Source organism: Azovibrio restrictus DSM 23866 (genome assembly GCF_000429665.1).
Taxonomy (GTDB): Bacteria; Pseudomonadota; Gammaproteobacteria; order Burkholderiales; family Rhodocyclaceae; genus Azovibrio; species Azovibrio restrictus.
On sequence record NZ_AUCH01000016.1, the window covers coordinates 1 to 25400 of the forward strand.

The following is a 25400-nucleotide window of genomic DNA, read 5'->3' on the forward strand; positions in this document are numbered from 1 at the left end:
TTTAAGCCCCCTGTAGGGTCGTCGAAGACCACGACGTTGATAGGCTGGGTGTGGAAGCGCAGTAATGCGTTAAGCTAACCAGTACTAATTGCCCGTGCGGCTTGATCCTATAACCTTGAATCAACACGATTCAATGAAACAACTGTAGCAATCACCTCTACAAACCTTCTACCCCATTTTGCGTTCAGCTAACCCCTGAACATACAAGTTACGCTTGGCGGCCATAGCGTCCCGGTACCACCCCTTCCCATCCCGAACAGGACCGTGAAACAGGACCGCGCCAATGATAGTGAGCTTCCGCTCGCGAAAGTAGGTCACCGCCAAGCACCCATTCAAACACCCCGCTAGATACCTTCTAGCGGGGTGTTTACTTTTGTAATCCAGACCAACCACCTCCATCTCCTCAATAGAAATACTCCACCAGCACTCAGCCTGAGTATCTGGTGGTGCTTCAATTGGGCTTGCGCCTCTCTTTCAGTCGAGACCTACAAGATCCAGAGCGGCGGCGGCGGCGGCAAAGCCCATGGGGGCCGTGACGCACACGGAGGAGCCGAAGCCGGCGCAGTTCAGCCCCGAGGCGACTGCGGCGCTGGTGTCGCAGGCCTGGGTCGGGTAACGCAGGGGTTCGGTGGAGTAGATGGCGGTGATGCCGAATTTCTTGGGGGCCTTGGGGAAGCCGTGTTCCCGGCGCAGCAGGTTGCGTACCTTGGCCAGGAGCGGGTCCTGGGTGGTACGGGAGAGGTCGTCCCGGCAGATGCGGGTAGGGTCTGTCTGGCCTCCGGCGGCACCAGCGGTGACGATGGGGATGCCGGCCTGACGGCAATGGGCAATCATGGCGGCCTTGATCCGCACCTGGTCAATGGCATCCACGACCACACTGATGCCCGGTACCAGCAAGCTGGAGAGATTCTCCCGGGTGACAAAATCCTCTATGCAGCGCACCTGGCAATCGGGATTGATGGCGATAATCCGCTGGGCCATGACGTCTACCTTGGCCTTGCCGTATTCGTCGCCCAGTGCCTGAATCTGCCGGTTGGTGTTGGATTCGGCGACCATGTCCAGGTCGATCATGGTGATCTGCCCTACCTGGCTGCGGGCCAGGCCCTCTGCGGCCCAGGATCCAACGCCGCCGACTCCGACCACGCAGATGTGGGCAGCGCGCATCCTGGCGGCAGCGGTTTGTCCATACAGGCGGGCCAGGCCGCCAAAGCGCCGCTCCTGGTCTGCCTGGGTCATGCAGGGGTTTCCAGGGTGCGGCGGATGACCGTGTTGAAGGGGGCGATCCATTCCGGGGCAAACTGGTTGTTGCAGGCATTGATTTCAGCAATGGCGCGCAGCACCGAGCGATTCTTGCCCCGGTGGCTGTGCTTGAGCATCACGGCTTCGAAGGCATCCACGATGGCGATGATTTTCGCCCCGGCACATATTTCCCCCTGCTTCAGGTTGGCGGGATAGCCGCTACCATTGGGCATCTCATGGTGCTGGGCGATCATCTGGGCCGCCCCTTCCCAGCCGGCCATGCGCTGCAGCAGGCCGGCGCCGTAACCCGGGTGGGCGCGCAGGGCCAGTTTCTCCTCGGCGTTCATGTGATCCACCTTGAGCCAGATGCTCTCCGGCAGCAGCATCATGCCCAGATCGTGCATGTAGATGGCCGCTTCCAGCTGTACCGGGTCCACCGGCTGGCCGGCGGTCTTGTTGGTTTCCAGGGCGAGGCGGAGGATGCGGGTGGTGCGTCCCTTGAACAAGGGGGAACGGCTTTCGAGTTGCAGGGCAAAGGCTCGGAAAAACTGCAGGTCGGCGGCGATGTCCTGGTTGGCCACGTGACTGTTCACCGGTTTGCTGCGGCTGGGCATGCTGTTGATGACCGGGGGAAAGCCGGTGACGGCTTCGATCAACTCGCCGCAGATCGCGTCGATGCGATCCTGGGGGGCCAGGGCAGCCTTTTCCAGCCCCTGGACCAGGGGCAGCAGGCGCAGGTTTTCCAGCGTCTTGTGCTGCAGCAGGCCTTCCACCGCCAGTTCCAGACGGTCGATGGCCAGCAGGATGGCCTCCGAGAGCAGGTCGGTAAACTGAATGTCGCCATCCCGGAAGCGGGCCAGCAGGGATTCGATGGGGTGGGCGATGGCCACCCCGAGCTCCACCTTGGTCAGGGCGGCGTCGCCCTTGATGTTATGAACCGCCCGGAACACGTCCGCGATCAGGTCCCGGTCTCCGGGCGTCTTTTTCAGGCGGGCAATGTCCCGTTCCACTTCCGGTGCCCGATCCTGCAAGGCATCGGCAAATTCCTCGAGTGCTTCCCGGTCCTGGATGACCGGGGCGATGATGGCTCTGATGTCCATGGTCTCCCCCTGCTGTGCGTGTGGTAGTGCGTGCGAGGGAGTTTAGCCGAAACGTTGCATCAACATGAATCGACGATGCAAACCGCGCCTGATGGGCATTTTGGCTTGACGCCCCAAAGGGGGACTCCTATCATCCTTCGGTTTTGTCTACGCGAGTGAGTCCGACTTGTCGCTGCAACAACTTTACGCCCTGATCGGGGATGACATGCTGGCGGTGGATGCGGTCATCCGCCAGCGCCTCCGTTCCGAAGTGGTCCTGGTGAATCAGGTGGCGGAATACATCATCGCCGGGGGCGGCAAGCGCATGCGCCCGGCCCTGGTCCTGCTTTCCGCCGGGGCCCTGGACTATTCCGGCACCCACCATCACGAGCTGGCTGCCGTGGTGGAGTTCATTCACACGGCCACCCTGCTGCACGATGACGTGGTGGATGAGTCGGCCCTCCGGCGTGGCCGGGATACCGCCAATGCGGTCTTCGGTAACGCCGCCAGCGTGCTGGTGGGAGACTTCCTCTATTCCCGGGCCTTCCAGATGATGGTCCAGGTGGGGCAGATGCGGGTGATGCAGGTGCTTTCCAGCGCCACCAACATCATTGCCGAGGGCGAGGTTCTGCAGTTGATGAACTGTCATGACCCGGATGTGGACGAGGCCCGCTACCTCCAGGTGATCCGCTACAAGACGGCCAAGCTGTTCGAGGCGGCGGCCCAGCTCGGTGCCATTCTGGCCGGCGCCTCTCCGGAGCAGGAACAGGCCCTCTCCGCCTATGGCATGCATCTGGGCACCGCCTTCCAGCTGGTCGATGACGTGCTCGATTATTCGGGGCAGGAAGCCGATACTGGCAAGCACCTGGGTGACGATCTGGCCGAGGGCAAGCCTACCCTGCCGCTCATCTACGTGATGCAGAACGGCACGCCGGAGCAGGCCGCCTGTGTGCGCCGGGCCATTGAAACCGGTGGCCGGGACGATTTTCCCCTGGTGCTTGATGCCATCCGTAGTTCCGGCGCCCTCGAACACGCCCGGGGGCGGGCCAGGGAGGCCGCCGAGCAGGCAAAAATGGCAATTTCCATCCTGCCGGATTCAAATTACAAACGCTCTCTGCTAGAATTAGCGGCTTTCGCGGTGGACCGCTCCCATTAAGGGGGGGTTATCGTTATCGGAGTGTAGCTCAGCCTGGTAGAGCACTGCGTTCGGGACGCAGGGGTCGCATGTTCGAATCATGTCACTCCGACCAAGAATCCTGAAAAGCCCGGTCAGACCTCGTCTGGCCGGGCTTTTTCCTTGGGCGAAGCGCTGCTGCCCGGGAGGCGGCTTTCAGACCCAGGCGGGCAACTGGCGCAGGGCCGCTTCCCGCTCTTCCCGGTACAGGCCGGCCACGGGGCCGATGACGATCAGCGCCGGCGGTTTCAAGCCGGCAGCTTCCACCCGTGCTGCCAGAAGCGCCAGGGGCGCGCACACGGTGCGCTGGGTCGGGGTCGTGGCATCCTGGACCACGGTGGCGGGCGTTTCTCCAGGCAGGCCGTGGGCCTGCAGCTCCCGGCAGATGATTGCCAGGGCGCCCAGGCCCATGTAGATCACCACCGTCTGGCGGGGTCGGGCCAGCACCGGCCAGTCCAGGTCCACCGTGCCCTCCTTGAGATGGCCGGTGGTGAACACCAGGGTCTGGGCATGGTTACGGTGGGTCAGGGGGAAGCCCGCGCTGGCTCCGGTGCCGGAGGCGGAGGTGACGCCTGGCACCACCTGGCAGGTGATGCCCGCCGCCTCCAGTGCCTCCATCTCTTCTCCGCCGCGACCGAAAATGAAGGGGTCTCCGCCCTTCAGGCGCACCACCCGCAGGCCCTGGCGGGCCAGCTGCACCAGCAGCTGGTTGATTTCCTGCTGGGGCAGGGCGTGGTTTCCCGCCTCCTTGCCCGCGTAGACCCGCCGGGCTCCAGGGGGTATCAGTTCCAGGATGGCCTGACCGACCAGGTGGTCATAGACCACCGCCTGGGCGGAAGCAATCAGGCGGGCCGCCCTCAGGGTCAGCAGTTCCGGGTCCCCGGGGCCGGCGCCCACCAGGGCGACACTCCCCATGATTCCTGCATCAAAAAGTTTCATGTTTCATGCTCCCCAAGCGGCTGGACAGTGTGGTTTCACGAGGCAGCTGGCGCCCCTGGAAATCACTGTATCTGCTTGATGCCGCAAAAAAATTAATGCAAATCAAGGATTTCCCCGCCTTGGAAAAATGATACTGGCCGCACCGTCAATCGACGGATAGCTGTTTCAGAGCGGTTCTCAAGGAGAGGGAAAATGAAACGACACTCGTGGTTCAAGCAATCCCTGGTGCTGGCTGTCCTGCCTCTGGCAATGGGCACGGCCTTCGCCCAGGATGCCAAGAAGGACATCAGTCCGGCGGAGGCCCAGTACCAGGCCGGCGGCTCGCCCCTGGGGGCGGTGGAGATGCACCAGGACATCAATCCCAAGGCCCCCCCCATGACCAAGGCCGAGTTCGACAAGGCCCGGCAGATCTATTTCGAACGCTGCGCCGGCTGCCACGGGGTGTTGCGCAAGGGGGCCACCGGCAAGCCCCTGACGCCGGACAAGACCCTGGCTTCGGGCACCGATTATCTGAAGGTGTTCATCAACTACGGCTCTCCCGCCGGCATGCCCAACTGGGGCACCTCCGGCGAGCTGAGCGAGGCCGAGGTGGACCTGATGGCCCGCTACGTGCAGCAGACGCCTCCCCAGCCGCCCGAATTCGGCATGCCCGAAATGAAGCAGACCTGGAAGGTGATCGTGCCGCCCGAGAAGCGGCCGACCAAGAAGATGAACACGTACAACCTGGACAACATCTTCTCCACCACCCTGCGCGATACGGGTGAAGTGGCCCTGATCGACGGGGACAGCAAGCAGATCATCAACATCGTCAAGACCGGCTACGCGGTGCACATCTCCCGCACCTCCGCCTCCGGCCGCTACCTGTACGTGATCGGCCGGGACGCCAAGATCAACCTCATCGACCTGTGGATGGAAACGCCCGACAACGTGGCGGAAATCCGCGTCGGCCTGGAAGCCCGCTCGGTGGAAACCTCCAAGGCCAGGGGTTTCGAGGACAAGTACGCCATCGCCGGCGCCTACTGGCCGCCCCAGTACACGATCATGGACGGCTACACCCTGGAGCCCCTGAAGATCGTCGGCACCCGGGGCATGACCGTGGATACCCAGGAATACCACCCTGAACCCCGGGTGGCCTCCATCGTTGCTTCCCACTTCAAGCCCGAATTCGTGGTGAATGTGAAGGAGACCGGCAAGATCCTGATGGTGGACTACACCAACATCAACGCCCTGAAGACCACCGAGATCGGCGCTGCCCGCTTCCTCCATGACGGGGGCTGGGACCTGTCCAAGCGCTACTTCATGGTGGCCGCCAACCAGTCCAACAAGGTCGCCGCCGTGGATGCCAAGGATGGCAAGCTGGCGGCCCTGATCGACGTGGGCCCCATTCCCCACCCGGGGCGGGGCGCCAACTTCATCCATCCCAAGTATGGTCCCGTCTGGTCCACCGGCCACCTGGGGGATGAATCCATCAGCCTGATCGGTACCGATCCCCAAAAGCATCCCAAGGAAGCCTGGAAGGTGGTGCAGACCCTGAAGGGGCAGGGCGGCGGTTCCCTGTTCCTGAAGACCCATCCCAAGTCGAAGAACCTGTGGGTGGATACGGCCCTGAACCCGGACCCCAAGGTGAGTCAGTCCATCGCCGTGTTCGACATCAACAATCTGGAGAAGGGTTTTGCAGTGCTCCCCATCGCCGAATGGGCCGGGCTGGGCGAAGGCGCCAAGCGGGTGCTGCAACCCGAGTACAACCTGGCCGGTGACGAGGTCTGGTTCTCCATCTGGTCCGCCAAGAACCAGGAGTCCGCCATCGTGGTGGTGGATGACAAGACCCGCAAGCTGAAGGCGGTGATCAAGGACAAGCGCCTGATCACGCCCACCGGCAAGTTCAATCTGCACAACACCCAGCACGACGTGTACTGAGGCGGAAATCCCGGGCCGCTCCTCACGGCCGGCCCGGGTTTCCCCGGAATTCCGAGGATCAAGGCCATGTTCCGTGTTTTTGCCCTGTTCGCCCTGCTCAGCATCCTGTCCTGGACGCCTATCCAGGCGGCGGAGCCCGGGCTGCAGCCCTCCCCGGGGCGGCGGCAAGCCTTGATCCACATGGTGATCCAGGACTGTGGCTCCTGCCACGGCCTGACCCTCAAGGGCGGCCTGGGCCCGGCCCTGCTGCCGGCCGATCTGGCCGACAAGGATGTGCCGGGCCTGGTGGCCACCATCCACCAGGGCCGTCCCGGCACCGCCATGCCCCCCTTCAAGAGCCTCCTGAGTGAAGCCGAAGCGGCCTGGATCGTGGAGCAGCTGCGCCAGGGCTTCCCCCGGGATCAAGGAGAACGGCCATGAAAACCCCCATCCTGCACTACGGCATAGACCTCCTGGTGGCCCTCTGCGTCCTGCTGTGGCTGAGCGCCTGCGGCTCCGTCCCGCCCCAGGTAGCCCAGGACGCCCTGCGCGGCACCGGCAACCTGGGCCTCGTCATCGAACGGGCCGACGGCCGGGGGCAGATCGTGGACAACAGCACCCGCCAGTCCCTGGCCACGGTACCCGGCCTGGGGGACCTGTCGCACGCCTCGGTGGTGTTCTCCCGGGACGGCCGCTACGCCTACGTGTTCGGCCGCGACGGGGGCCTCACCAAGGTGGACCTGCTGCTGGCCCGCATCGACAAGCGGGTGATGCAGGCCGGCAACAGCATCGGCGGCGCCATTTCCCAGGACGGCCGCCTAGTGGTGGCCCAGAACTATGCCCCCGGCGGCATCAAGGCCTTCGACGCCCAGACCCTGGAACTGCTGGCCGACGTGCCCGCCGACTACGGCGACCAGGGCCAGCGCTCCAAGGTGGTGGGCCTCGCCGACCTGGCCGGCAACCGCTTTGCCTACGCCCTCTTCGACGCGGGGGAAATCCGCATCACCGACCTATCCGACCCGAAACATCCCAGGACCCAGCGCTTTCCTGCCGGCCGCCAGCCCTACGATGCACTGGTGACTCCGGACGGCCGCTACTACATCGCCGGCCTGTTCGGCGAGGACGGCCTGGCCCTGCTCGACACCTGGCAGCCGGAGCAGGGCAGCCGCAAGATCCTCTCCGGCTACGGCCGCGGCCAGGAGCCTCTGCCCGTGTTCAAGATGCCGCACCTGCGCGGCTGGGCCATCGCCGGGGGCCGCGCCTACCTGCCTGCCATCGGCCGTCACGAGGTGCTGGTGGTGGATACCACCACCTGGCAGGAAGTGGGCCGCATCCCGGTCAAGAGCCAGCCGGTGTTCGTCATGGCCCGCCCGGACGGGCGCCAGATCTGGGTCAATTTCGCCTTCCCCGACAACGGCTGGGTGCAGGTGATCGACCCCCTCACCCAGCAGGTGACGAGCACCCTGCAGCCGGGCAAGGCGGTGCTGCACATGGAATTCACCCCCAAGGGAGAACAGGTCTGGATCTCGGCCCGGGACGACCACAAGGTGCTGGTGCTCGATACCGCCACCCGCCAGGTCCTGCAGGAACTGCCCGCCTCCAGCCCGAGCGGCATCTTCTTCACCCACCGTGCCCAGCGCATGGGGTTCTGAGATGAACGCCCCCAGCTCCCCCCAAATTCACAGTACCCATCTGCTCCCCCCGGCGTTGTTCGGTTTGCTGAACGACTACCAGCAGCGCTTTCCCCTCTGCCCGGAGCCCTTCGCCGCCATCGCCGCCGAACAGGGGCTGATGCTGGAAACGGTGCTGGCCGCCTACCGGGACTGGCAGGCCGCCGGGCTGGTGAGCCGCATCGGCCCCGTGTTTGCCCCGCACCGGGTGGGGGTGAGCACCCTGGCCGCCCTGGCCGTGCCCCCCGAACAACTGGAAGCCGTGGCCGCCCAGGTGAGCGCCTGCCCCGAGGTGAACCACAACTACGAGCGGGAACACCCATGGAACCTCTGGTTCGTGGTCACGGCGGCGGATGCCGTCCAGCTCCAGGCCCTGCTCGCCCAGATAGAGGTCGAAAGCGGCAGCCCCCTGCTCAATCTGCCCCTGGAAACCTCCTATCACATCGATCTGGGTTTTGATCTCCACCCCGGGCGTCGGCAGCAGGTCCGCCCCGGTCTCCGGGGGGAGCCGCCCTGCGCCCTGGCCGGCCTGGACCGGCAACTGCTGACGGCCCTGGAAGCGGGGCTGCCCCTGGCGCCCAGGCCCTACGCCCGGCTGGCCGAGGCCGCCGGCCTCAACGAAGCCTGGCTCCTGGCCCGCCTGGAGGAATGGCTGGAAAGCGGCGTGCTGAAGCGCTTTGGCGTCGTGGTGCGACACCACGAACTGGGCTACCGGGCCAACGCCATGTGCGTCTGGAACGTGCCCGAGGCCCGCATTGACGCCCTGGGCGAACAACTCGCCCGGCAACCCGGGGTCACCCTTTGCTACCGGCGCAAACGCCAGCTGCCCGACTGGCCCTACAACCTCTACTGCATGATCCACGGCCAGGCCCGGGAGGCGGTGCACCAGCAGAAAAACGCCCTGGCTGCCCGCCTGGGCCTGGATGCCTATCCCCAGCAGATGCTCTTCAGCGGCCGCCGCTTCAAGCAATGCGGCGCCCGTTACAGTAGCCCCGTCCTGGAGGTGCTGGCCCATGGCTGAACACCATCCCCTGGACGCCACCGACCGGGCCATCATCAACGCCCTGCAAGGGGATTTCCCCCTGGTGCCGGAACCCTTCGCTGCTGCCGCCGCGCCCCTGGGGCTCAGTGAGGCGGAACTGCTGGCCCGCCTGCAGACCCTGCTGGAACAGGGCAGCCTGACCCGCTTCGGCCCCCTGTTCCAGATCGAGCGCCTGGGCGGCGCCTTCTGCCTGGCCGCCATGGCCGTGCCGCCAGAAGATTTCGAGCGGGTGGCGGAAATCGTCAACAGCTTCCCCCAGGTGGCCCACAACTACGCCCGGGAACACCGGCTCAACATGTGGTTCGTGCTCGCCACCGAAACCCCCGCGGGCATCGCTGCCGCCGTGGCCGCCATCGAAGCAGCCACGGGCCTCACCGTGCTGCCCTTCCCCAAGGAGCGGGAATACTTCGTGGACATGAGGCTCACCGCATGAACCTTGACCAGGAAAATCCGGCACCAAGGAAAGCACAGCTGCCGGCTCGGATGACAAGGTGGCTGCGCCACAGCTGCATGGCTTTTTGCGTACCTTTGCGCCTTCGCGCCTTTGCGATGAGGTTTGCCGCATGAACGCCCCCTCCCCCCTCGACGAACTGGAACGCCGCCTGGTGCGCGCCACCCAGGCCGGCCTGCCCCTGGTACCCCGGCCCTACGCCCGCCTCGCCGAAGCCCTGGGTCTCAGCGAGGCGGAGGTGATCGCCCGGCTGCAGGCCATGCTGGAGCGGGGCGCCATCCGCCGCATCGGCGTGGTGCCCAACCACTACGCCATCGGCTACACCGCCAACGGCATGAGCGTCTGGGATGTAGCCGATGAACAGGTGGACGCCGTGGGCGAATTCCTCGGCCGCCAGGCCGCCGTCACCCACTGCTACCGGCGCCCCCGCCGCCTGCCCGACTGGCCCTACAACCTGTTCGCCATGGTGCACGGCAAAAGCCGGGCCGAGGCCCTGGCTCAGGTCGAGCATCTGGCCGGGCGGGTGGCGGCCGAATTCGGCCCGGAATTTGGCAACATCGTTCGGGGCCGGGACGTCCTCTTTTCCAGCCGCATCCTCAAGAAAACCGGCCTGCGCATCGGCGCCGGCCCCCGGGAGGGTTAAGCCATGTTCCGCATCAGCCAGTTCCTGAAGGAAATCGACCAGCCCACCCCCGCCGGCCCCCGGCGCAACCCGCCCGGCCCGGTGGTGATCTGGAACCTGGTGCGGCGCTGCAACCTCACCTGCAAGCACTGCTACTCCATCTCGGCGGACAAGGATTTCCCCGGCGAACTCTCCACCGAGCAGGTCTACACGGTGATGGACGATCTCAAGGGCTTCCGGGTGCCGGTGCTGATCCTCTCCGGCGGCGAACCTCTGCTGCGGCCGGACATCTTCGAGATCGCCCGGCGCGCCAAGGCCATGGGTTTTTACGTGGCTCTGTCCTCCAACGGCACCCTGATCGACGCGGACAACATCGTCGCCATCGCCGCCATCGGCTTCGACTACGTGGGCATCAGCCTGGACGGCATGGCCGCCACCCACGACAAGTTCCGCCGCAAGGCCGGCGCCTTCGACGCATCGCTCTCCGCCCTGCGCCTGTGCCGGCAGCGGAACATCAAGGTGGGCGTGCGCTACACCATGACCGAGGACAACGCCCAGGACCTGCCCGCCCTGCTGCAACTGGTGGCCGACGAGGGTATCGACAAGTTCTACTTCTCCCACCTCAACTACGCCGGGCGGGGCAACAAGCACCGGGCCGACGATGCCCGCCACGCCAGCACCCGGGCTGCCATGGACCTGCTTTTCGACAGCTGCCTGGCCAGCCTGGGCCGGGGCGAGGCCAAGGAGTTCGTGACCGGCAACAACGACGCCGACGGGGTCTATCTGCTGCACTGGATCGCCACCCGCTTCCCGGACAAGACCGCCCACATCCGCGCCAAGCTGCAGCAATGGGGCGGCAACGCCAGCGGCGTCAACGTGGCCAACATCGACAACCTGGGCAACGTGCACCCGGACACCATGTGGTGGCACGAGACCCTGGGCAACGTCCAGGAGCGGCCCTTCTCCGCCATCTGGAGCGATCTTTCCAACCCCCTGATGGCCGGCCTGCGCCAGCATCCCCGCCCCCTGGAGGGGCGCTGCGGCGCCTGCCGCTACCGGGATATCTGCAACGGCAGCTCCCGGGTGCGGGCCCAGCAGGTGACCGGCAACCCCTGGGCCGAGGACCCGGGCTGCTACCTGCTCGACCCGGAAATCGGCGTGGCCGCAGACGATTACGGCCGGCGGGTGCGCACCACCCCCTGGATCAAGCTGGAGGCCGTGGCATGAAGACCCCGCTGCTTCTGATCGGCGCCCTGCTCGCCGGGACCGCCCTGGCCCAGACCGCTCCCACGGCTGCAACCGCCGCCAGCCTCGCCGGCATCGACCCCGCCCCCCTCTACCGGCAGCACTGCGCCGCCTGCCACGGGGCCGACCGGCTCGGGGGCATGGGCCCAGCCCTGCTGCCGGAAAGCCTGGAACGGCTGCGCAAGCCCGAGGCGGTGAAGACCATCCGCGCGGGCCGCGCCGCCACCCAGATGCCCGCCTTCGGCACCCTCCTGAGCCCGGAACAGATCGCCGCCCTGGCCGACAGCCTCTACCAGCCCGTCAGCCCGGCGCCGCGCTGGAGCGAGGCGGACATCCGCCTGTCCCGCATCCAGGCCGCCGACCCGGCCCAGCTCCCCGACCGGCCCGTGTTCCAGGCCGACCCCATGAACCTGTTCGTGGTGGTGGAAGCCGGCGACCACCACGTCAGCATCCTCGACGGGGACAAGCTCGAACCCATCCACCGCTTCGCCTCCCGCTACGCCCTGCATGGGGGCCCCAAGTTCTCGCCGGACGGGCGTTTCGTCTACTTTGCCTCCCGGGACGGCTGGATCACCCAGTTCGACCTGTGGAGCCTGACCACCGTGGCCGAGGTGCGGGCCGGGCTCAACACCCGCAACGCCGCCGTCTCCGGCGACGGCCGTTACGTGATGGTGGCCAACACCCTGCCCGGCAACCTGGTGCTGTTCGATAGCGACCTGAAGCTGGTCAAGGTGATCGAGGCCAGGAGCCTGGACGGCAAGCAGGCCTCCCGGGTCTCGGCGGTGTACGACGCCTCGCCGCGCCGGAGCTTCGTGGCCGCCATGAAAGACCTGCCGGAAATCTGGGAAATCAGCTACGACGAGCAGGCGCCTCCCATCCACGACGGCCTGGTGCACGACTACCGCATGGGCGAGGCCATCGCCAAACCCGGCTACCTGAACCCCCGCCGCACGCCCCTGGAGGCGGTGCTGGACGACTTCTTCTTCGACCAGGGCTACACCCACGTGATGGGCGCCAGCCGCGAGGGCAGGGGCCAGGTGGTGAATCTGGACATCCGCCGCAAGGTGGCCGACCTGGCCCTGCCCGGCATGCCCCACCTGGGCTCGGGCATCACCTTCACCTGGAACGGGGAGCCGGTGATGGCCTCCACCAACCTGAAGGAGGGCGAGGTCACCGTGATCAGCATGAAGGACTGGCGGGTGGTGAAGGACATCCCCACCCGGGGCCCGGGCTTCTTCCTCAGGAGCCACAGCCAGTCCCCCTACGCCTTCGTGGATTCCATGATGAGCAAGGAGGGCAGGAACGTCCTGCAGCTGATCGACAAACAGAAGCTCGAAGTGGTCAAGGAATTCACCGCTCCCCCGGGCCAGACCCTGGCCCACGTGGAATTCACCAAGGACGGCCGCTACGCCCTGGCCAGCCTCTGGGAAATGGACGGGGCCCTGGTGATCTACGACATGCAGACCCTGCAGGAAATCAAACGTCTGCCCATGAAGAAGCCGGTGGGCAAGTACAACGTCTGGAACAAGATCCAGAAAGACGAAGGCACCAGCCACTGATTGCGCTTCCCCCAACCCCTAAGGAGAAACCCCATGCACGACTGCAGCCTGCCCATCTTCAACCAGAGCCCCCACCCCTTCGATGCCCGGGGAATCGCCAAACGCTTTCGCCACGCGGCCATCTTCGGCGCCCTGAACGCCCTGGAAAGAGGCGAGGTCATGCGCTTTTGCAATGACCACGACCCCATTCCCCTGCTGCAGCAGATCGCCGAGCACTTCGGCGAGCGGGTAGCCGTCCATTACGTTTCCCGCCAGCCGGGGGAGATCGTCATCGACTTCAGCATCATGGCCTGAGGGGCGGGGGCTGGGCCCCCGTACCTCAAGAAGCGGCGCCGTCAGGCTGTTGCCGGCCCCTTAATCCAGCTCTGCCCGGGACAGAAGATCCCGAAGGAGCTCCTCGTCCTGAAAGGCGGCCGACATGGCGGCCCCCAGACGCTCCAGGGCGGCACGTGGCCCCTGGGCCGAGAACATCCCCGCTTCCGGGTCGAAGGAAATGGCGTCCATCAAGTCCGGCAGCTGCTCGGACATGATGACCTGGGCAATGGAATTCCAGTCATAGCCGTTGCCGCTCCACCCCTCGTCGCTCAGCTCTTCAAAGACATGTAATCTTCTGCTCTCAAAGAAAGGTTAGTCTGGCTGATAAACCCAGGTTCTGGTTTCAAAGTCATAGCTGATTGTGTCGAAAGCCATAAAGCTGGATTCGTAAAACAGAATGGGTTTCCCCTGGTCGTCGAGCTTGTACAAGCTCCTGGGGGATATGGAGCGTAGGGCGTCCTGGGATAAACCCGCTTCTGCCAGGGACGACGGATATTTTCCGTGGGCTACCGAATAGGAAATGATTCCAGCGGCAATTTCGTCAGCGGCGGCCCGATCCGAATTAAGGCGGGTGTGGTGGATGCCCGCAATCAGCACGGCAGTCCCGACCCAGAGCACAATTCGAAGCACCTGGAGTTTTCTGCGCTGTGGTTTCAGAAAAATGAGGTAAGCGCTATAGGGCAGCCAGAGTAGCCAGATTAAAATAAATAAAAACAGAATAGGGCCCACATGACGCTGGGCACCAAAAAACGCTATAACCAGAGCGGCGAAAATAGAGGTTCTGAGCGATTTAATGGTTGTGTTCATGGTTTGCGTGGGGCTGGTCGTCAGGGAATCGGCGGCCGGCGGGTAATGGCGTATTTTCTTCAGGCGACTCTATTCTGGGCAATGCTTTATGATTCGAGCGATGCTATCGGCCATGGCTTACCTGCAGGATTTCCCCATTGGCAGCGCGAATGACGGTTATCGCTTTGCCTCCCAGAGTTTTCTTGGGTAGAAATCCGGAAACAACCCAGAAATCGCCCGAGCGCACTGCCACAAAAGGCTGTTGGTTTCGTATCTTCTCTTCACCACAAAAGGCGCCAGCCACGGCCAGGTGGGTGGCTTTGGCGACTTCGGGAGTTGGAACAATCTCTGTTTCCGGACGCCGCAGTGGGCCATCCTGTTGCAGCGTCTCCTGAGCCTGCTCTGCGGCAATTTGCCTATGGAGCTCGTCTTCCGCGTGAAGGTTGCTCATTGATGCCATGCCTGTGAGAAAAAAGCGTCAGAAGATGGGAGGCGGGTGAAGTTTTGCATATAGGTTGTTATCCCAACTCTCGATGTGCTTAAGCACCCGCATGGCGCAGGTAGTGAAGGATGTAGCCAGAATAGACCAGCGTTCCGGTAGCGACTTCCGCCTTGAAACAGGCCAAGAGCTCCTTTTCCGAGTGGAACCCGTATTGACCAAGGGTGTCCGCTGCAAAGGCTGAAAGGCGCCATGCATCGAAACCATTGGTTTCCCCCTTTTCCCCAAAGTCGAAGTCGACCGTACCTCCTTCGAGATGAACGGCACAGCCATACCCATGTTTGAAATACTTGGTGCCCCCTGGAAGGATGCCTGTTTGGGCAATCCCATTGCACGCCCACTCCGTGTTGCTTCGGGGAAGAGCTATTCCTGCTTCTTGAAGCAGCCGTAGTGCCAGCGATACCGAGGCTAGGTAATCGGCGATAAGCGTTGCAAGGCGCTGGTCCATGGCTGCTAGCGAAGCTGTAGAAAAAGGCGATTTTGGCCGACGAAGCGGCTTATGAAAAAATGATCTTTCATGGCCTTGTTTTTGAATTTAATGACTCTACAGCGTCGACGTGTGAATTCAAGGGGCGGCTGTCCCTTGGAAGTTTGAGGTTTGGCTTCATATGGAAGGCTAAGCCTTGCCATTGAATGTGACCTGAATAAAACTTTTATTCTTGGGCAGATACTTTGCCTGGAAGAAGCAGGTTCCGCCGTCGAAGAAAATGACAAATCGGGTTTGAGTATACGGCGGCGGGGGTATGCAGAAGGCATTGATGTAGATTACCTTGCTGCTGCCTTCCAACTGGCCTTGATATTGAAACGAGTAATTGGACCACTTTTCCAATATCAAATGCTGTTTGGTGGCAATCTGTTTTACATGCGGGGCAAGCTGGGCGCGGACAGCAGTAATTTCCTCCTGTGTTGGAGACCAGGAGCCACCAGGAACGGCGATCCACGAACCCACAGCAATTGCTGCAGCCACAGGCAACTCACTCATGAAATCCAGTTCCGTAGGTAAGTACGCTGCATAGCGCTTTATTGCACAATGTCCGGCGACCGGAGGGCTTGGGTTTGAGCGATGGATATAAAAGTGGATTACCCAATGCTTGCATCAGTAAAGCCGTCACTGATGCTACCCTCTGCCACAATGCTATGGCCCCAGAAAAGATCGCCGTCATCAAAGTCGAAGGAAAAGCAGCCTTTTGAATCGATAAATATGGATTTGAGGGACATTTTAAGTTTGAAATCTTCTGGTGAGTCTTCGTCTTGATCCTCTTCCAGCCAATTGTTGTTCCGCAAATCCAGTAATTTTTCTGCGGCAATTTCTTTGGCGAGTCTGTCAAAGTTTTCGATATTTTCGCAGATTGTATTTCCGATTTTTGTGGCTTTCTGAAGGTCGTTCGTGTCTGTTGCCGAAAGCTGAATTGTGATTACAGTCTCGTTCCAGTAGATAGACCCTTCCCACCATTCAGTGGCCTTGTCGAAAGTTAGTTCTCCAAGTATAGGGTCATGCAGTGGTTTGTTTTGGGTGCTCATGGGTTTTCGACTATCGGTCTATCGTTTTAATTCAGGCTCTTCGCGGCCTTGGGGGTGTGGGCGCTTTCTGCAGTTGGTTAAGTCAATCATGAGAGGACCTGTTGTCGTCTCAATTTCTGCCTTCAACTTTGCCAGCAGCGGCATAAATTCTGTGGGTGCGCATGCTAGGAATAGCGATGAGGGAACCTCCAGAAATCTCTGTTTTTTCTTTGAGTACCACTTCGCTCGTGCATAGTATATGGGGAAGTAGTGTGATTTTGAATTCACTGTCACTATGGCTGCCGATTCAGCTGCACCATTCCGGACAGCACGAACCAACCCCTCACATACATGTTTGATCGAGTATTCTATATCAGAAGAGTCATTTATTGTTGGTGCAACCGGATCAAGCGGAGCTTTTCTTCGAATTATATTCGGTGGGTCGAAAGCTAAAAAAATCAGCAGCGAGATAAAAAACGTGACCGCTGCAAAGACAAGCATATTATCGATCCAGTCTATCAGCATCATCATCGAAAATTCCTGGCTTTTAAGCTGCTGGGCGGCACTGCGAAGCAGGTCCGTCTGCTGAGAGCACCTTGTTATGCACTAACTTGCCGCATGCAAATAACTCGGTGTGCCAATACCTATTTGGCCCCATATCGGTCTTGATTCTTGTCCGGTTTTGTCGTATTGCTCGTCTGCCTCCCAGAGGGTCACTATTTGTTTTGGAAATATGTATCGATAAGGATTGTATTCATGCTTCTGGTCTTCGCTTGAGGAAATTGGTTCAAATAATTCTTCTGCCCTGGTGTTGAATACATTGATGCCTTTGTACTTGACAAAGTATGAAACGCCGATGAAGTCGGCCTTGTTGTCTGCGTACTCAATTTGGAATGAATTGTCGAAATAGTAATCAAGCTCTCTATGTGATCCGTTGTAATTTTCGGCGCCAAGAGCTTCTTTTACTTCCTCCCGGCTCATTCCAAGTTTTACGGTTCCGATGCCAACGTGTGGGGTTATTTCGTAGTCCATGATTTAATTTTCCCGTAATCTAGAGGCGCCGCCGGCGCGGCGCTGGCTTTTGAGTTGGCCCGGTGGAATTGAATGTTGGAGGTGGGATTAGTTTGCGATCTTTCTAAATTGAGGGTTGCGGACAATGTCTTGAACCAGCTTTTGAACGGCCGGGGCAAAAGCTTGAGCGGTCTCCTGGCATGCTTTGTCAGCAACGAAGCTCCCTGAAAACTCGAATATGGATTTTGTTGTGAAACTCTGGTTGCGAGCATTCGAAACGGTAAGGGTAAAGAGCCACTTTCCATCTGTAATGCCGGAGCTAAAGTCTATTTCTTCTAGCTTTCCATTCAGAATAAATGTGGAGCTTGCATCGTAGGCTCCTGCCAACTTCAGCTCGTCAATTAGTGCCTTTTCTATGTAAGTCTCGAAGCTAGGTGATACAGATACCGGTCCGGCAGCGCGGCAAGTAATAGATGATTGCCCCGGCTGCGAGGAGGAAAATTTTGCAACCGAAACTGGCTTAATTCCTAGAGTCTTGATCGACTCCACATTTGCAACTGAAGCACCATAAGGCGCTGCGTTGTAAGCACAACCGGACAGGATTGAAACAGAGGCAACGAAAATGAACGAGACTGCCTTCATTGGTAATGATCCTTTCTGATCGATGGTCATAAATGATTGATAAGCGCCTAGCGTAAAACAGATAGAAAATGCGCCGTGCAAGAAGGGGCGCTGCCGTCTTTCCTCGACAACGGAACAACCCGAATGCCCGATCAGAAATAGCGTCTGGCTGGGCGTGGAAGACATTTTCGAGATGGTTGGCAATCCTGCGCGGCATGGCTGTAATGCCATGCAATTGTGCCAGCGGCGCTCGCCATTGTCATTTTCTGGTCGCATTGTCCTGGCCCGCTGCCAGCCCCTCGCGCTTCTCCCTCCCCCCTCCCGCATCCCCGCCAGCCGGCCGTTTCCGCCGGATTTTCGTTCTTGATGTACATCATGGATGGTCCGCCGGGCTGACGCGGACAATGCGCTCCACACCATGCACAGGAGCGCACGATGAGCGGAACTTTCACGAAATCGATGGCCCGGAATATCTTTTACGGGGGAACGGTCTTCTTCTTCCTCCTATTCCTGGCTCTCACCTATGACACCAACCAGGCGCTGCCGAAGCGGGACAACAGCCAGAATCTGACGCCGGAGGTGATCGCCGGCAAGAAGATCTGGGAGACGCGCAACTGCATCGGTTGCCACACCCTGCTCGGCGAGGGCGCCTATTTCGCGCCGGAGCTCGGCAACGTCTATGTCCGGCGCGGTCCGGACTTCATCAAGGCGTGGATCCAGGCGCAGCCGACCGGCGCGCCGGGACGGCGGCAGATGCCGCAGTTTCATCTGAGCGACAAGGAACTCGACGATCTGGTGGCCTTCCTGAAGTACGCCTCCGAAATCAACACCGCCAACTGGCCGCCCAACATCGAAGGCTGAGCCCGCCGAGTTTCGACATTCAAGGAGTATCGCGATGCAATACAAGAGCCAAGCGGTTGCCAAGCCCTATTTCGTGGCGGCAATCGGCCTGTTCGTGGGGCAGATCGTCTTCGGACTGATCATGGGCCTCCAGTACGTGGTCGGGGATTTCCTCTTTCCCGCCCTGCCTTTCAACGTTGCCCGGATGGTTCATACCAACCTGCTGATCGTCTGGCTGCTGTTCGGTTTCATGGGGGCGGCCTACTACATGGTGCCGGAGGAGTCGGAAACCGAGTTGTATAGTCCCAAGCTGGCGATCGGGCTGTTCTGGATCTTCCTCGTCGCCGGGGCGCTGACCATCCTCGGTTACCTGTTCGTGCCTTACGCCACGCTGGCCGAGATGACCGGCAACGACATCCTGGCGACGATGGGACGCGAGTTCCTCGAACAGCCCCTGCTGACCAAGATCGGCATCGTCATCGTCGCCCTCGGTTTCCTCTTCAACATCAGCATGACCATGCTGAAGGGGCGCAAGACGGCGATTTCGATGGTGCTGCTGCTCGGCCTGTGGGGGCTGGCGATCTTCTTCCTGTTCTCGTTCTACAACCCGCATAACCTGGTCAAGGACAAGTATTACTGGTGGTGGGTCGTCCATCTCTGGGTGGAAGGCGTCTGGGAACTGATCCTCGGTGCGCTGCTCGCCTTCGTCCTGATCAAGGTCACCGGCGTGGACCGCGAAGTGATCGAGAAGTGGCTGTACGTGATCATCACCCTGACGCTGGTCACCGGCATCATCGGTACCGGTCACCATTACTACTGGATCGGCGCGCCGGAATACTGGCAGTGGTGGGGTTCGGTGTTCTCGGCCCTGGAACCGATCCCGTTCTTCGCGATGACCGTCTTCGCCTTCAACATGGTCAACCGTCGCCGCCGCGAGCATCCGAACAAGGCTGCCGTGCTGTGGGCGCTCGGCACCGGCGTCATGGCCTTCCTCGGCGCCGGCGTCTGGGGCTTCCTGCACACCCTGGCCCCGGTCAACTACTACACCCATGGTTCGCAGATCACCGCCGCCCACGGTCACATGGCTTTCTACGGCGCCTACGTGATGGTCGTCCTGACGCTGATCAGCTACGCCATGCCGATCCTGCGCGGTCGGGCCGCCAATTCGCCGCGGGCCCAGGTGCTGGAGATGTGGAGCTTCTGGCTGATGACCATCGCCATGGTCTTCATCACGCTGTTCCTGACCGCCGCCGGCATCCTGCAGGTCTGGCTGCAGCGCATCTCGACCGCGCCGCTGTCCTTCATGGCGACGCAGGACCAGATTTCGCTGTTCTACTGGCTGCGCGAGATCAGCGGCGTGATCTTCCTGATCGGCCTGGTGATCTACCTGATCAGCTTCTTCGTCAAGGGCGAAAGCCGGGTCGGCGCCCAATAACAAGCGAGTAGATAGTGGTGTTTTCGGGGCGGCGCGAGCCGCCCCTTTTTTGTGCACGTTGGCCCCGGCTGGACGAATTTAGCACGCATCAAAGCCCCGCCCGGAGGCGGCGCCTAGACTGCGCGGCATGCAAGTCGATCTTTCCCTGCCGCCGCCGCGTTACCTGGCCGGCGACCTCGCCATCTGGATCTTCATCCTCGCCGAGCTGCTCGCCTTCGGCGTCTTCTTCGCCGCCTACGCCTTCACCCGGGCCCGCCATCCGGCGCTGTTCGAAGCCGGCCAGCAATTGCTCGACCGCAACGCCGGCGCCATCAACACCCTGTTGCTGCTGAGCGCCAGCGCCCTGGTCGTCCGCGCCGTGCAGGGTGCAGCGCGCGGCGACGGCGCCCGGGCGGCGCCCTGGCTGCTCGGCGCCATCGTCTGCGGCCTTGCCTTCCTCGGCGTCAAGGGCCACGAATACGCGCTCGCCTTCGCCGCCGGCGTCAATCTGTCGGGCGGGCCGTTCCAGATGTTCTACCTGTCGCTGACCTTCTTCCATTTCATGCACGTGATCCTCGGCCTGGTCATCCTCGCCGTGCTCTGGCACGGCCTGCGCCGCGGCCACTACGGCCCGGGTGCGATGAACGGCCTGGAAAGCGGCGCCGCCTACTGGCACATGGTCGACCTGGTCTGGCTGATCCTCTTCCCGCTCGTCTATGTCATCCATTGATCCGTCTTCCGCCGGCACGCACCGCGCTGCTCTGGCTGGTGCTGGTCCTCGCCACGCTGCTTACCTGGGCGCTCGGCGAAGGGCAGGGCGGCCCGGCGCTGACCGCCGTCCTGCTGCTGCTCGCCATCGCCAAGGGCAGCGTCGTCGCCCTCGAATTCATGGCGCTGCGCCGCGCGCCGCTGCTCTGGCCGGCGCTGATCGTCGGCTGGCTGCTGCTGGTCGGCGTCGTCATCGCCCTCGCTTACTGGAAAGGAATGTCCGCATGAACGCCGCCGCCCCCGCCGACCTCACGCCCTTCTACGAACCCTGCGCCGACGAGGCGACGGTCTTCGAATCGGCCTGGAAGAACCGCCTGCCGCTCTTGATCAAGGGGCCGACCGGCTGCGGCAAGACGCGCTTCGTCGCCCACATGGCGGCGAAGCTGGGGCTGCCGCTGTTCACCGTCGCCTGCCACGACGACCTCACCGCCGCCGACCTGGTCGGCCGCCACCTGATCGGCGACGGCCAGACCGTCTGGTGCGACGGCCCGCTGACCCGGGCGGTGCGCGCCGGCGGCATCTGTTACCTGGACGAGGTGGTCGAGGCGCGCAAGGACACCACGGTGGTCCTCCACCCGCTGGCCGACGACCGCCGCCTGCTGCCCATCGACCGCACCGGCGAACTGCTGGCGGCGCCGCCGTCGTTCATGCTGGTGGTGTCGTACAACCCCGGCTACCAGAACCTGCTCAAGGGGATGAAGCCATCGACCCGGCAGCGCTTCGTCAGCCTGCGCTTCGACTTCCCGACGGCGGAGCGCGAGGCCGCCATCCTGCGCCGCGAAACCGGCTGCGACGCCGACCTCGCCCGTCGCCTCGCCGGCATCGCCGCCGCCCTGCGCCAGTTGCGCGACCACGACCTGGAGGAAGTGGCGAGCACCCGCCTGCTGGTGTATGCGGCGCTGCTCGTCGGCGACGGCATGGACCCGGTGCTGGCCTGCCGCAGCGCCATCGTCGAAAGCCTGACCGACGATCCGGAAGTCGCCGAAGCGCTGATGGAGGTGGTATCCGCCACCTTCGGCCGCTGACCGGGGCAGGACGATGAACGGGGCAGGGGGCGCCGCCCGCCGGGTGATTCCGATCCGCAACGCCGGTGCGCCGGCGGGACTGCAGCGGCGGCGCCTGGCCTGGCAGGCGGGCTTCTTCGTCCTCTTCGTGCTGGCGCCGATGTTCGACCTCTTCCGCTACGACCTCAACGCCGGCCACGCCTGGCTGCTCGGCATGGAATGGCGGCTCGGCCTCGACGACTTCATCGCCGGCCGCATTGGCGCCGGCGAGGCCGCCGGCAACGTGCTGTTGCGCCTGTTCCTGCCGCTCCTGGCCGGCGCCGCGCTGTTCCTCGGCGTTGCCCGGCGCTGGGGGCGGCTCTACTGCGGCTGGCTGTGCCCGCATTTTTCCGTGGTCGAAACCATCAACACGCTGATGCTGCGCGCCTCCGGCAAGCCCAGCCTGTGGGAAAGGGAAACCCTGCCGCCGTGGCAGCCGGACGGCCGGCCGCGCCGCACCGACCGCCGCTGGTGGCTGCTGGTGGTGCCGGCGGCGGTGGCCTTCGCGCTGTGCTGGGCGGTGGTGCTGCTGACCTACCTGCTGCCGCCGTCCGAGGTCTACGGCAACCTGTGGCGTGGCGCGCCGACGCGCAACCAGGCGCTGTTCATCGGCGCCGCCACCGTCGTCCTCAGCCTGGAATTCCTCTTCGCCCGCCACCTGTTCTGCCGCTACGCCTGCGCGGTCGGCCTCTTTCAGTCGCTGATCTGGATCGGCAACCGCGACGCCATGGTGGTCGGCTTCCAGCGCGCCCGTGGCGCCGCCTGCAACGACTGCCTGCCGGACCGCCAGGCCGCCTGCGACATGGTCTGCCCGATGCGCCTCAACCCGCGCAACATCAAGCGCCACATGTTCACCTGCACCCAGTGCGGCCAATGCCTGAGCGCCTGCGCCGAGAGCCAGGCGGCCAACCCGGACGGCCCGCTGCTGCACTGGGTGGCGGCGGCCGCGGCGCGCCGCAACGAGGCCGGCTTCCGCCCCGGCAACCGCCTCGCCGACGAGAGAGATGATTAAATGGAAGAATGGGTCGGCAAGCTCTGGCATCGCTGGGTGACGCGCGCCGCCGGCGCCGAGTATCCGGCGGCGGCCGTCGAGCTGAAGGCGATGCAGCGCCCGCTCGGCATCTATTTCCGCGCCCTCGGCGGTGACCCCGGCCTGCGTCTGGCCGCCGCCACCAATGACGCCCACGGCGCCCGCCGTTCCTGGCTGGCGCGCGTCGCCGGCAGCGGCGAGCGGCAGGCGCAGGCCCGCATCGACCTCGCCAGCCTGCGCCTGCCGGCGCGCCTGGCGGTGTTTCCGGAGCGTGCGCTGAACCGCGACCTCTACTACTGGCTGGCGGCGCAGGCGGCCTGCCTGCATCGGCTGCCGGCGGCGCTCGCCGGGGCCGACCCGGCGACCCGCAACCAGGCGGCGACGGTTGCCGCGCTCGCCGACTTCCCCGGCCTGGCGACGCGTTACCGGCGACTGGTCGCCGCCTACCTGCCGCTGCGCCTGGCGCCGGCACAACTGCCGCCGGCCGAGGCGGCGCTGGAAAGCGCGCTGCGCCAGGCGCTACTGGAACCGGGCAGCGTCAGCGCATGGCCGCAACTGCCGGCCGATGCCGCACCGGCCGCGCCGGTGTTGCTCTGGTGCGAGGCCGGTGCCGTTGCCGCCGGCGCGCCGAACAAGACCGGCGACGGCGGCGCCGCGGCCGCCGGTGCAGTGCAGGACGGCGGCGCCCAGGCGCACCGCGCCGAGCGCGTGGATGCCGGGCCGCAGCGCGACGGCATCATGATGTACTTTCGCGCCGAAAGCCTGCTCTCGGTGGCCGAGTTCATCCGCGTCAATCGCGGCGTCGACGACGATCCCGATGCCAATGCCGCCGACGTCGCCGCCGACCTCGACCGCCTGTCGCTGACCGAGGCGGCGCCCGGCGAGCGGGTCGCCTCGCGGGTGCGCTTCGACCTCGACCTGCCGTCGGCGGCCGAGGACGACATCGTGCTCGGCCCCGGCCTGCGCCTGCCGGAATGGGATTACCGAAAGGGCCGCCTGCTCGACGACCACGTCTGCCTGCAGGAGCTGGCCTCCCGCCATGCCGTGCCGACGCCGCTGCCGCCGCGCCTGCGCCGCACCGCGCGCCGTCTGCACCAGCAGTTCGCCGCCCTGCAGCCCGGCCGGCGCTGGCTCAAGGGGCAGCCCGACGGCAGCGAGGCCGACCTCGACGCCGTCGTCCGCGCCTGCACCGACCGCGCCTGCGGCCGCCATCCCGGCGAGCAGCTCTACCTGTCGCTGGAACGGCGCGAACGCGACCTCGCCTGCCTGGTGCTCGCCGACCTCTCGTTGTCCACCGACGCCTGGGTGTCGAGCGAGGCGCGCGTCATCGACGTCATCCGCGACGCCCTGCTGCTGTTCGGCGAGGCGCTCGCCGCCACCGGCGACGCCTTCGCACTGTGCGGCTTTTCCTCGGTGCGCCGGCAGCAGGTCCGCTTCCATCGCCTGAAGGATTTCGGCGATCCCTTCGACGACCGCATCCGCGGCCGCGTCCAGGCCATCCGCCCCGGCTACTACACCCGGCTCGGCGCCGCCATCCGCCGCGCCAGCCAGTTGCTCGACGCGCAGGCGGCGAGCCGGCGCATCCTGCTCATTCTGTCCGACGGCAAGCCCAACGACCTCGACCTCTACGACAGCCGCTACGGCATCGAGGACACCCGGGCGGCGGTGCTCGAAGCGCGTCGCCTCGGCCTGCTGCCCTTCTGCCTGACGATCGACCGCGAAGGCGCCGGCTACCTGCCCCACCTGTTCGGGCCGCAGGGCTACGCCGTGCTGCGCAAGCCGGAGGAGCTGCCACTCCATCTTCCCCTGTTCTACGCCCAACTGACGAGGTGATGTCATGATGCCCTGCGCCCCCATGCCCCTTTTTGAGGTTCCCGAAGGCACTGATCCGGAGCGGCTGGCCATGGTCAGGGCCCTGGCCCGGACCCCTCTCTTTTCCGGCTTGAAGCCGGACAGCCTGATGCGCCTGGCCCAGGGGTGCCGGAGCGAGCATTACGACAAGGGCAACATCCTGTTCCACAAGGGCGACCCCTGCCACGGCTTCTATCTGACCCTGGAGGGGCAGGTGAAGCTGGCCTTCATCTCTCCGGACGGCAACCAGAAAGTGGTGGAAATCATCCGCCCCGGCCAAAGCTTCGGCGAGGCGGTGATGTTCATGGAGCGCCCCTACATGCTGATGGCCCAGGCCCTGACCGAGTGCCGCCTGCTGCACATCGGCAAGGACGCGGTGTTCGCGGAGCTGAACCGGGATCCCCAGGTGTCCCGCAAGATGATTGCGGGGCTGTCCATGCGCCTGCACAACCTGATCCATGACCTGGAAACCTATTCCCTGCGCTCCGGCCGGGAGCGCATCATCGGCTACCTGCTGCGGGAAGAGGAAATGACGGGACTGTGCATCCAGGAGGGGCCGGCCACCGTGCTTCTGCCTACCCAGAAGGGCACCATCGCCTCCCGGCTCAACCTGACCCAGGAGCATTTTTCCCGCATCCTGCACGAACTGGTAAGCGACGGGCTGGTCACCGTGGAGGGCCGGCTGATCCACATTCCCGACATCGGCCGGCTGCGGGACAGCCTGCCCTGAGCCGGGCGGCAGGGCAGCCGCCATGCCCTTCCGGCTTTTTGCCGCCCGCTCCCGGGGAGTATAGTTCCCCCTCTTC

The 25400-nt window shown here is 63.6% G+C and carries 29 protein-coding genes, 1 tRNA gene, 2 rRNA genes and 1 pseudogene; 21 read left to right on the forward strand and 12 right to left on the reverse strand.

What is annotated here, in order from left to right; translation table 11 throughout:
• A 23S ribosomal RNA gene (locus G474_RS0113490) occupies positions 1-109 on the forward strand; the annotation flags it as partial.
• Between the two features lie 104 nt (positions 110-213).
• Positions 214-326 (forward strand): 5S ribosomal RNA (gene rrf / locus G474_RS0113495).
• Between the two features lie 148 nt (positions 327-474).
• Here the strand turns inward: rrf and G474_RS0113500 are convergent.
• Complete coding sequence (locus tag G474_RS0113500; RefSeq protein WP_026687445.1) at positions 475-1236, reverse strand: tRNA threonylcarbamoyladenosine dehydratase; 762 nt, start codon at positions 1234-1236, stop codon at positions 475-477.
• Positions 1233-2339 carry an HD-GYP domain-containing protein gene (locus tag G474_RS0113505; protein WP_026687446.1) on the reverse strand — a complete coding sequence of 369 codons (1107 nt, stop codon included), beginning with the start codon at positions 2337-2339 and terminating at the stop codon, positions 1233-1235. The genes G474_RS0113500 and G474_RS0113505 overlap by 4 nt, the downstream gene beginning before the upstream one ends.
• Positions 2340-2505: 166 nt before the next feature.
• Here G474_RS0113505 and ispB point away from each other — a divergent pair, with 166 nt between their 5' ends.
• Together ispB and G474_RS0113515 are read left to right on the forward strand one after the other, a co-directional pair.
• Positions 2506-3474 carry an octaprenyl diphosphate synthase gene (gene ispB, locus G474_RS0113510; protein WP_026687447.1) on the forward strand — a complete coding sequence of 323 codons (969 nt, stop codon included), beginning with the start codon at positions 2506-2508 and terminating at the stop codon, positions 3472-3474.
• 17 nt (positions 3475-3491) lie between these two features.
• Positions 3492-3568: transfer RNA gene (locus G474_RS0113515), tRNA-Pro, on the forward strand.
• A gap of 80 nt (positions 3569-3648) precedes the next feature.
• Here the strand turns inward: G474_RS0113515 and cobA are convergent.
• The gene (cobA, locus tag G474_RS0113520; RefSeq protein WP_026687448.1) at positions 3649-4431 is read right to left on the reverse strand and encodes a uroporphyrinogen-III C-methyltransferase; all 783 of its coding nucleotides are present in this window, start codon (positions 4429-4431) and stop codon (positions 3649-3651) included.
• 192 nt (positions 4432-4623) lie between these two features.
• Between cobA and G474_RS0113525 the strand changes: the two genes are divergently transcribed.
• From G474_RS0113525 to G474_RS0113565, 9 genes are all read left to right on the forward strand, one after another.
• On the forward strand, positions 4624-6348 hold the full coding sequence (locus G474_RS0113525) for a nitrite reductase (protein ID WP_084513763.1): 1725 nt from the start codon (positions 4624-4626) through the stop codon (positions 6346-6348).
• A 66-nt stretch (positions 6349-6414) separates the two neighbouring features.
• Positions 6415-6768: a c-type cytochrome gene (locus tag G474_RS0113530; RefSeq protein WP_026687450.1), complete on the forward strand. Its 354-nt coding sequence runs from the start codon at positions 6415-6417 to the stop codon at positions 6766-6768.
• Positions 6765-7979, forward strand: a complete 1215-nt coding sequence (locus G474_RS0113535; RefSeq protein ID WP_051282284.1) for a cytochrome D1 domain-containing protein — start codon at positions 6765-6767, stop codon at positions 7977-7979. The genes G474_RS0113530 and G474_RS0113535 overlap by 4 nt, the downstream gene beginning before the upstream one ends.
• A gap of 1 nt (position 7980) precedes the next feature.
• Positions 7981-9018, forward strand: a complete 1038-nt coding sequence (gene ahbB, locus G474_RS0113540; protein ID WP_169729524.1) for a siroheme decarboxylase subunit beta — start codon at positions 7981-7983, stop codon at positions 9016-9018.
• Positions 9011-9472 carry an Lrp/AsnC family transcriptional regulator gene (locus tag G474_RS0113545; protein ID WP_026687453.1) on the forward strand — a complete coding sequence of 154 codons (462 nt, stop codon included), beginning with the start codon at positions 9011-9013 and terminating at the stop codon, positions 9470-9472. Before ahbB (G474_RS0113540) ends, G474_RS0113545 begins: the two co-directional genes overlap by 8 nt.
• Before the next feature lie 130 nt (positions 9473-9602).
• Positions 9603-10133, forward strand: a complete 531-nt coding sequence (ahbB, locus tag G474_RS0113550) for a siroheme decarboxylase subunit beta (protein WP_026687454.1) — start codon at positions 9603-9605, stop codon at positions 10131-10133.
• Between the two features lie 3 nt (positions 10134-10136).
• Positions 10137-11339 (forward strand): heme d1 biosynthesis radical SAM protein NirJ, encoded by a 1203-nt coding sequence (gene nirJ, locus G474_RS0113555; protein WP_026687455.1) that lies wholly within the window; start codon positions 10137-10139, stop codon positions 11337-11339.
• Positions 11336-12916, forward strand: a complete 1581-nt coding sequence (locus G474_RS0113560) for a nitrite reductase (protein ID WP_026687456.1) — start codon at positions 11336-11338, stop codon at positions 12914-12916. The genes nirJ and G474_RS0113560 overlap by 4 nt, the downstream gene beginning before the upstream one ends.
• Positions 12917-12949: 33 nt before the next feature.
• On the forward strand, positions 12950-13210 hold the full coding sequence (locus tag G474_RS0113565) for a DUF2249 domain-containing protein (RefSeq protein ID WP_043464473.1): 261 nt from the start codon (positions 12950-12952) through the stop codon (positions 13208-13210).
• Between the two features lie 60 nt (positions 13211-13270).
• Here the strand turns inward: G474_RS0113565 and G474_RS22855 are convergent.
• The 9 genes and pseudogenes from G474_RS22855 to G474_RS23470 all read right to left on the reverse strand — a co-directional run.
• Positions 13271-13513, reverse strand: a pseudogene (locus tag G474_RS22855) (Imm51 family immunity protein); the annotation flags it as partial.
• A 30-nt stretch (positions 13514-13543) separates the two neighbouring features.
• The gene (locus G474_RS0113575) at positions 13544-14038 is read right to left on the reverse strand and encodes a hypothetical protein (protein WP_026687458.1); all 495 of its coding nucleotides are present in this window, start codon (positions 14036-14038) and stop codon (positions 13544-13546) included.
• Between the two features lie 103 nt (positions 14039-14141).
• Positions 14142-14468, reverse strand: a complete 327-nt coding sequence (locus G474_RS22860) for an NTF2 fold immunity protein (RefSeq protein ID WP_169729525.1) — start codon at positions 14466-14468, stop codon at positions 14142-14144.
• A gap of 88 nt (positions 14469-14556) precedes the next feature.
• A complete protein-coding gene (locus G474_RS20810; RefSeq protein WP_043464476.1) occupies positions 14557-14964 on the reverse strand; it encodes a DUF6896 domain-containing protein in 408 nt (135 codons plus the stop codon).
• Positions 14965-15132: 168 nt separating this feature from the next.
• Positions 15133-15498 carry a hypothetical protein gene (locus tag G474_RS0113585; RefSeq protein ID WP_026687460.1) on the reverse strand — a complete coding sequence of 122 codons (366 nt, stop codon included), beginning with the start codon at positions 15496-15498 and terminating at the stop codon, positions 15133-15135.
• Between the two features lie 98 nt (positions 15499-15596).
• Positions 15597-16037 carry a DUF2262 domain-containing protein gene (locus G474_RS0113590; RefSeq protein ID WP_026687461.1) on the reverse strand — a complete coding sequence of 147 codons (441 nt, stop codon included), beginning with the start codon at positions 16035-16037 and terminating at the stop codon, positions 15597-15599.
• An 18-nt stretch (positions 16038-16055) separates the two neighbouring features.
• Positions 16056-16547, reverse strand: a complete 492-nt coding sequence (locus G474_RS23460) for a hypothetical protein (protein WP_156919263.1) — start codon at positions 16545-16547, stop codon at positions 16056-16058.
• A gap of 75 nt (positions 16548-16622) precedes the next feature.
• Positions 16623-17048, reverse strand: coding sequence for a hypothetical protein (locus G474_RS23465; protein WP_156919264.1), 426 nt, complete (start codon positions 17046-17048; stop codon positions 16623-16625).
• An 87-nt stretch (positions 17049-17135) separates the two neighbouring features.
• Positions 17136-17924 (reverse strand): hypothetical protein, encoded by a 789-nt coding sequence (locus G474_RS23470; RefSeq protein WP_156919265.1) that lies wholly within the window; start codon positions 17922-17924, stop codon positions 17136-17138.
• A gap of 159 nt (positions 17925-18083) precedes the next feature.
• Between G474_RS23470 and G474_RS0113595 the strand changes: the two genes are divergently transcribed.
• The 8 genes from G474_RS0113595 (at position 18084) to G474_RS0113630 (ending at position 25324) form a co-directional block, all read left to right on the forward strand.
• Positions 18084-18509 carry a c-type cytochrome gene (locus G474_RS0113595; protein ID WP_026687462.1) on the forward strand — a complete coding sequence of 142 codons (426 nt, stop codon included), beginning with the start codon at positions 18084-18086 and terminating at the stop codon, positions 18507-18509.
• Positions 18510-18543: 34 nt separating this feature from the next.
• Complete coding sequence (locus G474_RS0113600; protein WP_026687463.1) at positions 18544-19923, forward strand: cbb3-type cytochrome c oxidase subunit I; 1380 nt, start codon at positions 18544-18546, stop codon at positions 19921-19923.
• Between the two features lie 127 nt (positions 19924-20050).
• Positions 20051-20632 carry a cytochrome c oxidase subunit 3 gene (locus G474_RS0113605; RefSeq protein WP_026687464.1) on the forward strand — a complete coding sequence of 194 codons (582 nt, stop codon included), beginning with the start codon at positions 20051-20053 and terminating at the stop codon, positions 20630-20632.
• Positions 20629-20898, forward strand: a complete 270-nt coding sequence (locus G474_RS0113610; protein WP_043464478.1) for a cytochrome C oxidase subunit IV family protein — start codon at positions 20629-20631, stop codon at positions 20896-20898. The genes G474_RS0113605 and G474_RS0113610 overlap by 4 nt, the downstream gene beginning before the upstream one ends.
• A complete protein-coding gene (locus tag G474_RS0113615) occupies positions 20895-21695 on the forward strand; it encodes a CbbQ/NirQ/NorQ/GpvN family protein (protein WP_026687466.1) in 801 nt (266 codons plus the stop codon). The genes G474_RS0113610 and G474_RS0113615 overlap by 4 nt, the downstream gene beginning before the upstream one ends.
• A gap of 13 nt (positions 21696-21708) precedes the next feature.
• On the forward strand, positions 21709-22725 hold the full coding sequence (locus G474_RS20815) for a 4Fe-4S binding protein (protein WP_043464484.1): 1017 nt from the start codon (positions 21709-21711) through the stop codon (positions 22723-22725).
• Complete coding sequence (locus G474_RS0113625; protein WP_026687467.1) at positions 22726-24576, forward strand: nitric oxide reductase activation protein NorD; 1851 nt, start codon at positions 22726-22728, stop codon at positions 24574-24576. It abuts the gene before it with no gap.
• A gap of 7 nt (positions 24577-24583) precedes the next feature.
• On the forward strand, positions 24584-25324 hold the full coding sequence (locus G474_RS0113630; RefSeq protein ID WP_051282301.1) for a Crp/Fnr family transcriptional regulator: 741 nt from the start codon (positions 24584-24586) through the stop codon (positions 25322-25324).
• The last annotated feature ends 76 nt before the right edge of the window (positions 25325-25400 follow it).

Excerpts from the sequence above, each read along its gene's own strand:
- G474_RS0113500 (WP_026687445.1), bottom strand. The coding sequence starts at position 1,236 with ATGACCCAGGCAGACCAGGAGCGGCGCTTTGGCGGCCTGGCCCGCCTG.
- G474_RS0113505 (WP_026687446.1), bottom strand. The coding sequence starts at position 2,339 with ATGGACATCAGAGCCATCATCGCCCCGGTCATCCAGGACCGGGAAGCA.
- cobA (WP_026687448.1), bottom strand. The coding sequence starts at position 4,431 with ATGAAACTTTTTGATGCAGGAATCATGGGGAGTGTCGCCCTGGTGGGC.
- G474_RS0113525 (WP_084513763.1), top strand. The coding sequence starts at position 4,624 with ATGAAACGACACTCGTGGTTCAAGCAATCCCTGGTGCTGGCTGTCCTG.
- G474_RS0113530 (WP_026687450.1), top strand. The coding sequence starts at position 6,415 with ATGTTCCGTGTTTTTGCCCTGTTCGCCCTGCTCAGCATCCTGTCCTGG.
- G474_RS0113535 (WP_051282284.1), top strand. The coding sequence starts at position 6,765 with ATGAAAACCCCCATCCTGCACTACGGCATAGACCTCCTGGTGGCCCTC.
- ahbB (WP_169729524.1), top strand. The coding sequence starts at position 7,981 with ATGAACGCCCCCAGCTCCCCCCAAATTCACAGTACCCATCTGCTCCCC.
- G474_RS0113545 (WP_026687453.1), top strand. The coding sequence starts at position 9,011 with ATGGCTGAACACCATCCCCTGGACGCCACCGACCGGGCCATCATCAAC.
- ahbB (WP_026687454.1), top strand. The coding sequence starts at position 9,603 with ATGAACGCCCCCTCCCCCCTCGACGAACTGGAACGCCGCCTGGTGCGC.
- nirJ (WP_026687455.1), top strand. The coding sequence starts at position 10,137 with ATGTTCCGCATCAGCCAGTTCCTGAAGGAAATCGACCAGCCCACCCCC.
- G474_RS0113560 (WP_026687456.1), top strand. The coding sequence starts at position 11,336 with ATGAAGACCCCGCTGCTTCTGATCGGCGCCCTGCTCGCCGGGACCGCC.
- G474_RS0113565 (WP_043464473.1), top strand. The coding sequence starts at position 12,950 with ATGCACGACTGCAGCCTGCCCATCTTCAACCAGAGCCCCCACCCCTTC.
- G474_RS0113575 (WP_026687458.1), bottom strand. The coding sequence starts at position 14,038 with ATGAACACAACCATTAAATCGCTCAGAACCTCTATTTTCGCCGCTCTG.
- G474_RS22860 (WP_169729525.1), bottom strand. The coding sequence starts at position 14,468 with ATGAGCAACCTTCACGCGGAAGACGAGCTCCATAGGCAAATTGCCGCA.
- G474_RS20810 (WP_043464476.1), bottom strand. The coding sequence starts at position 14,964 with ATGGACCAGCGCCTTGCAACGCTTATCGCCGATTACCTAGCCTCGGTA.
- G474_RS0113585 (WP_026687460.1), bottom strand. The coding sequence starts at position 15,498 with ATGAGTGAGTTGCCTGTGGCTGCAGCAATTGCTGTGGGTTCGTGGATC.
- G474_RS0113590 (WP_026687461.1), bottom strand. The coding sequence starts at position 16,037 with ATGAGCACCCAAAACAAACCACTGCATGACCCTATACTTGGAGAACTA.
- G474_RS23460 (WP_156919263.1), bottom strand. The coding sequence starts at position 16,547 with ATGATGATGCTGATAGACTGGATCGATAATATGCTTGTCTTTGCAGCG.
- G474_RS23465 (WP_156919264.1), bottom strand. The coding sequence starts at position 17,048 with ATGGACTACGAAATAACCCCACACGTTGGCATCGGAACCGTAAAACTT.
- G474_RS23470 (WP_156919265.1), bottom strand. The coding sequence starts at position 17,924 with ATGCGACCAGAAAATGACAATGGCGAGCGCCGCTGGCACAATTGCATG.
- G474_RS0113595 (WP_026687462.1), top strand. The coding sequence starts at position 18,084 with ATGAGCGGAACTTTCACGAAATCGATGGCCCGGAATATCTTTTACGGG.
- G474_RS0113600 (WP_026687463.1), top strand. The coding sequence starts at position 18,544 with ATGCAATACAAGAGCCAAGCGGTTGCCAAGCCCTATTTCGTGGCGGCA.
- G474_RS0113605 (WP_026687464.1), top strand. The coding sequence starts at position 20,051 with ATGCAAGTCGATCTTTCCCTGCCGCCGCCGCGTTACCTGGCCGGCGAC.
- G474_RS0113615 (WP_026687466.1), top strand. The coding sequence starts at position 20,895 with ATGAACGCCGCCGCCCCCGCCGACCTCACGCCCTTCTACGAACCCTGC.
- G474_RS20815 (WP_043464484.1), top strand. The coding sequence starts at position 21,709 with ATGAACGGGGCAGGGGGCGCCGCCCGCCGGGTGATTCCGATCCGCAAC.
- G474_RS0113625 (WP_026687467.1), top strand. The coding sequence starts at position 22,726 with ATGGAAGAATGGGTCGGCAAGCTCTGGCATCGCTGGGTGACGCGCGCC.
- G474_RS0113630 (WP_051282301.1), top strand. The coding sequence starts at position 24,584 with ATGCCCTGCGCCCCCATGCCCCTTTTTGAGGTTCCCGAAGGCACTGAT.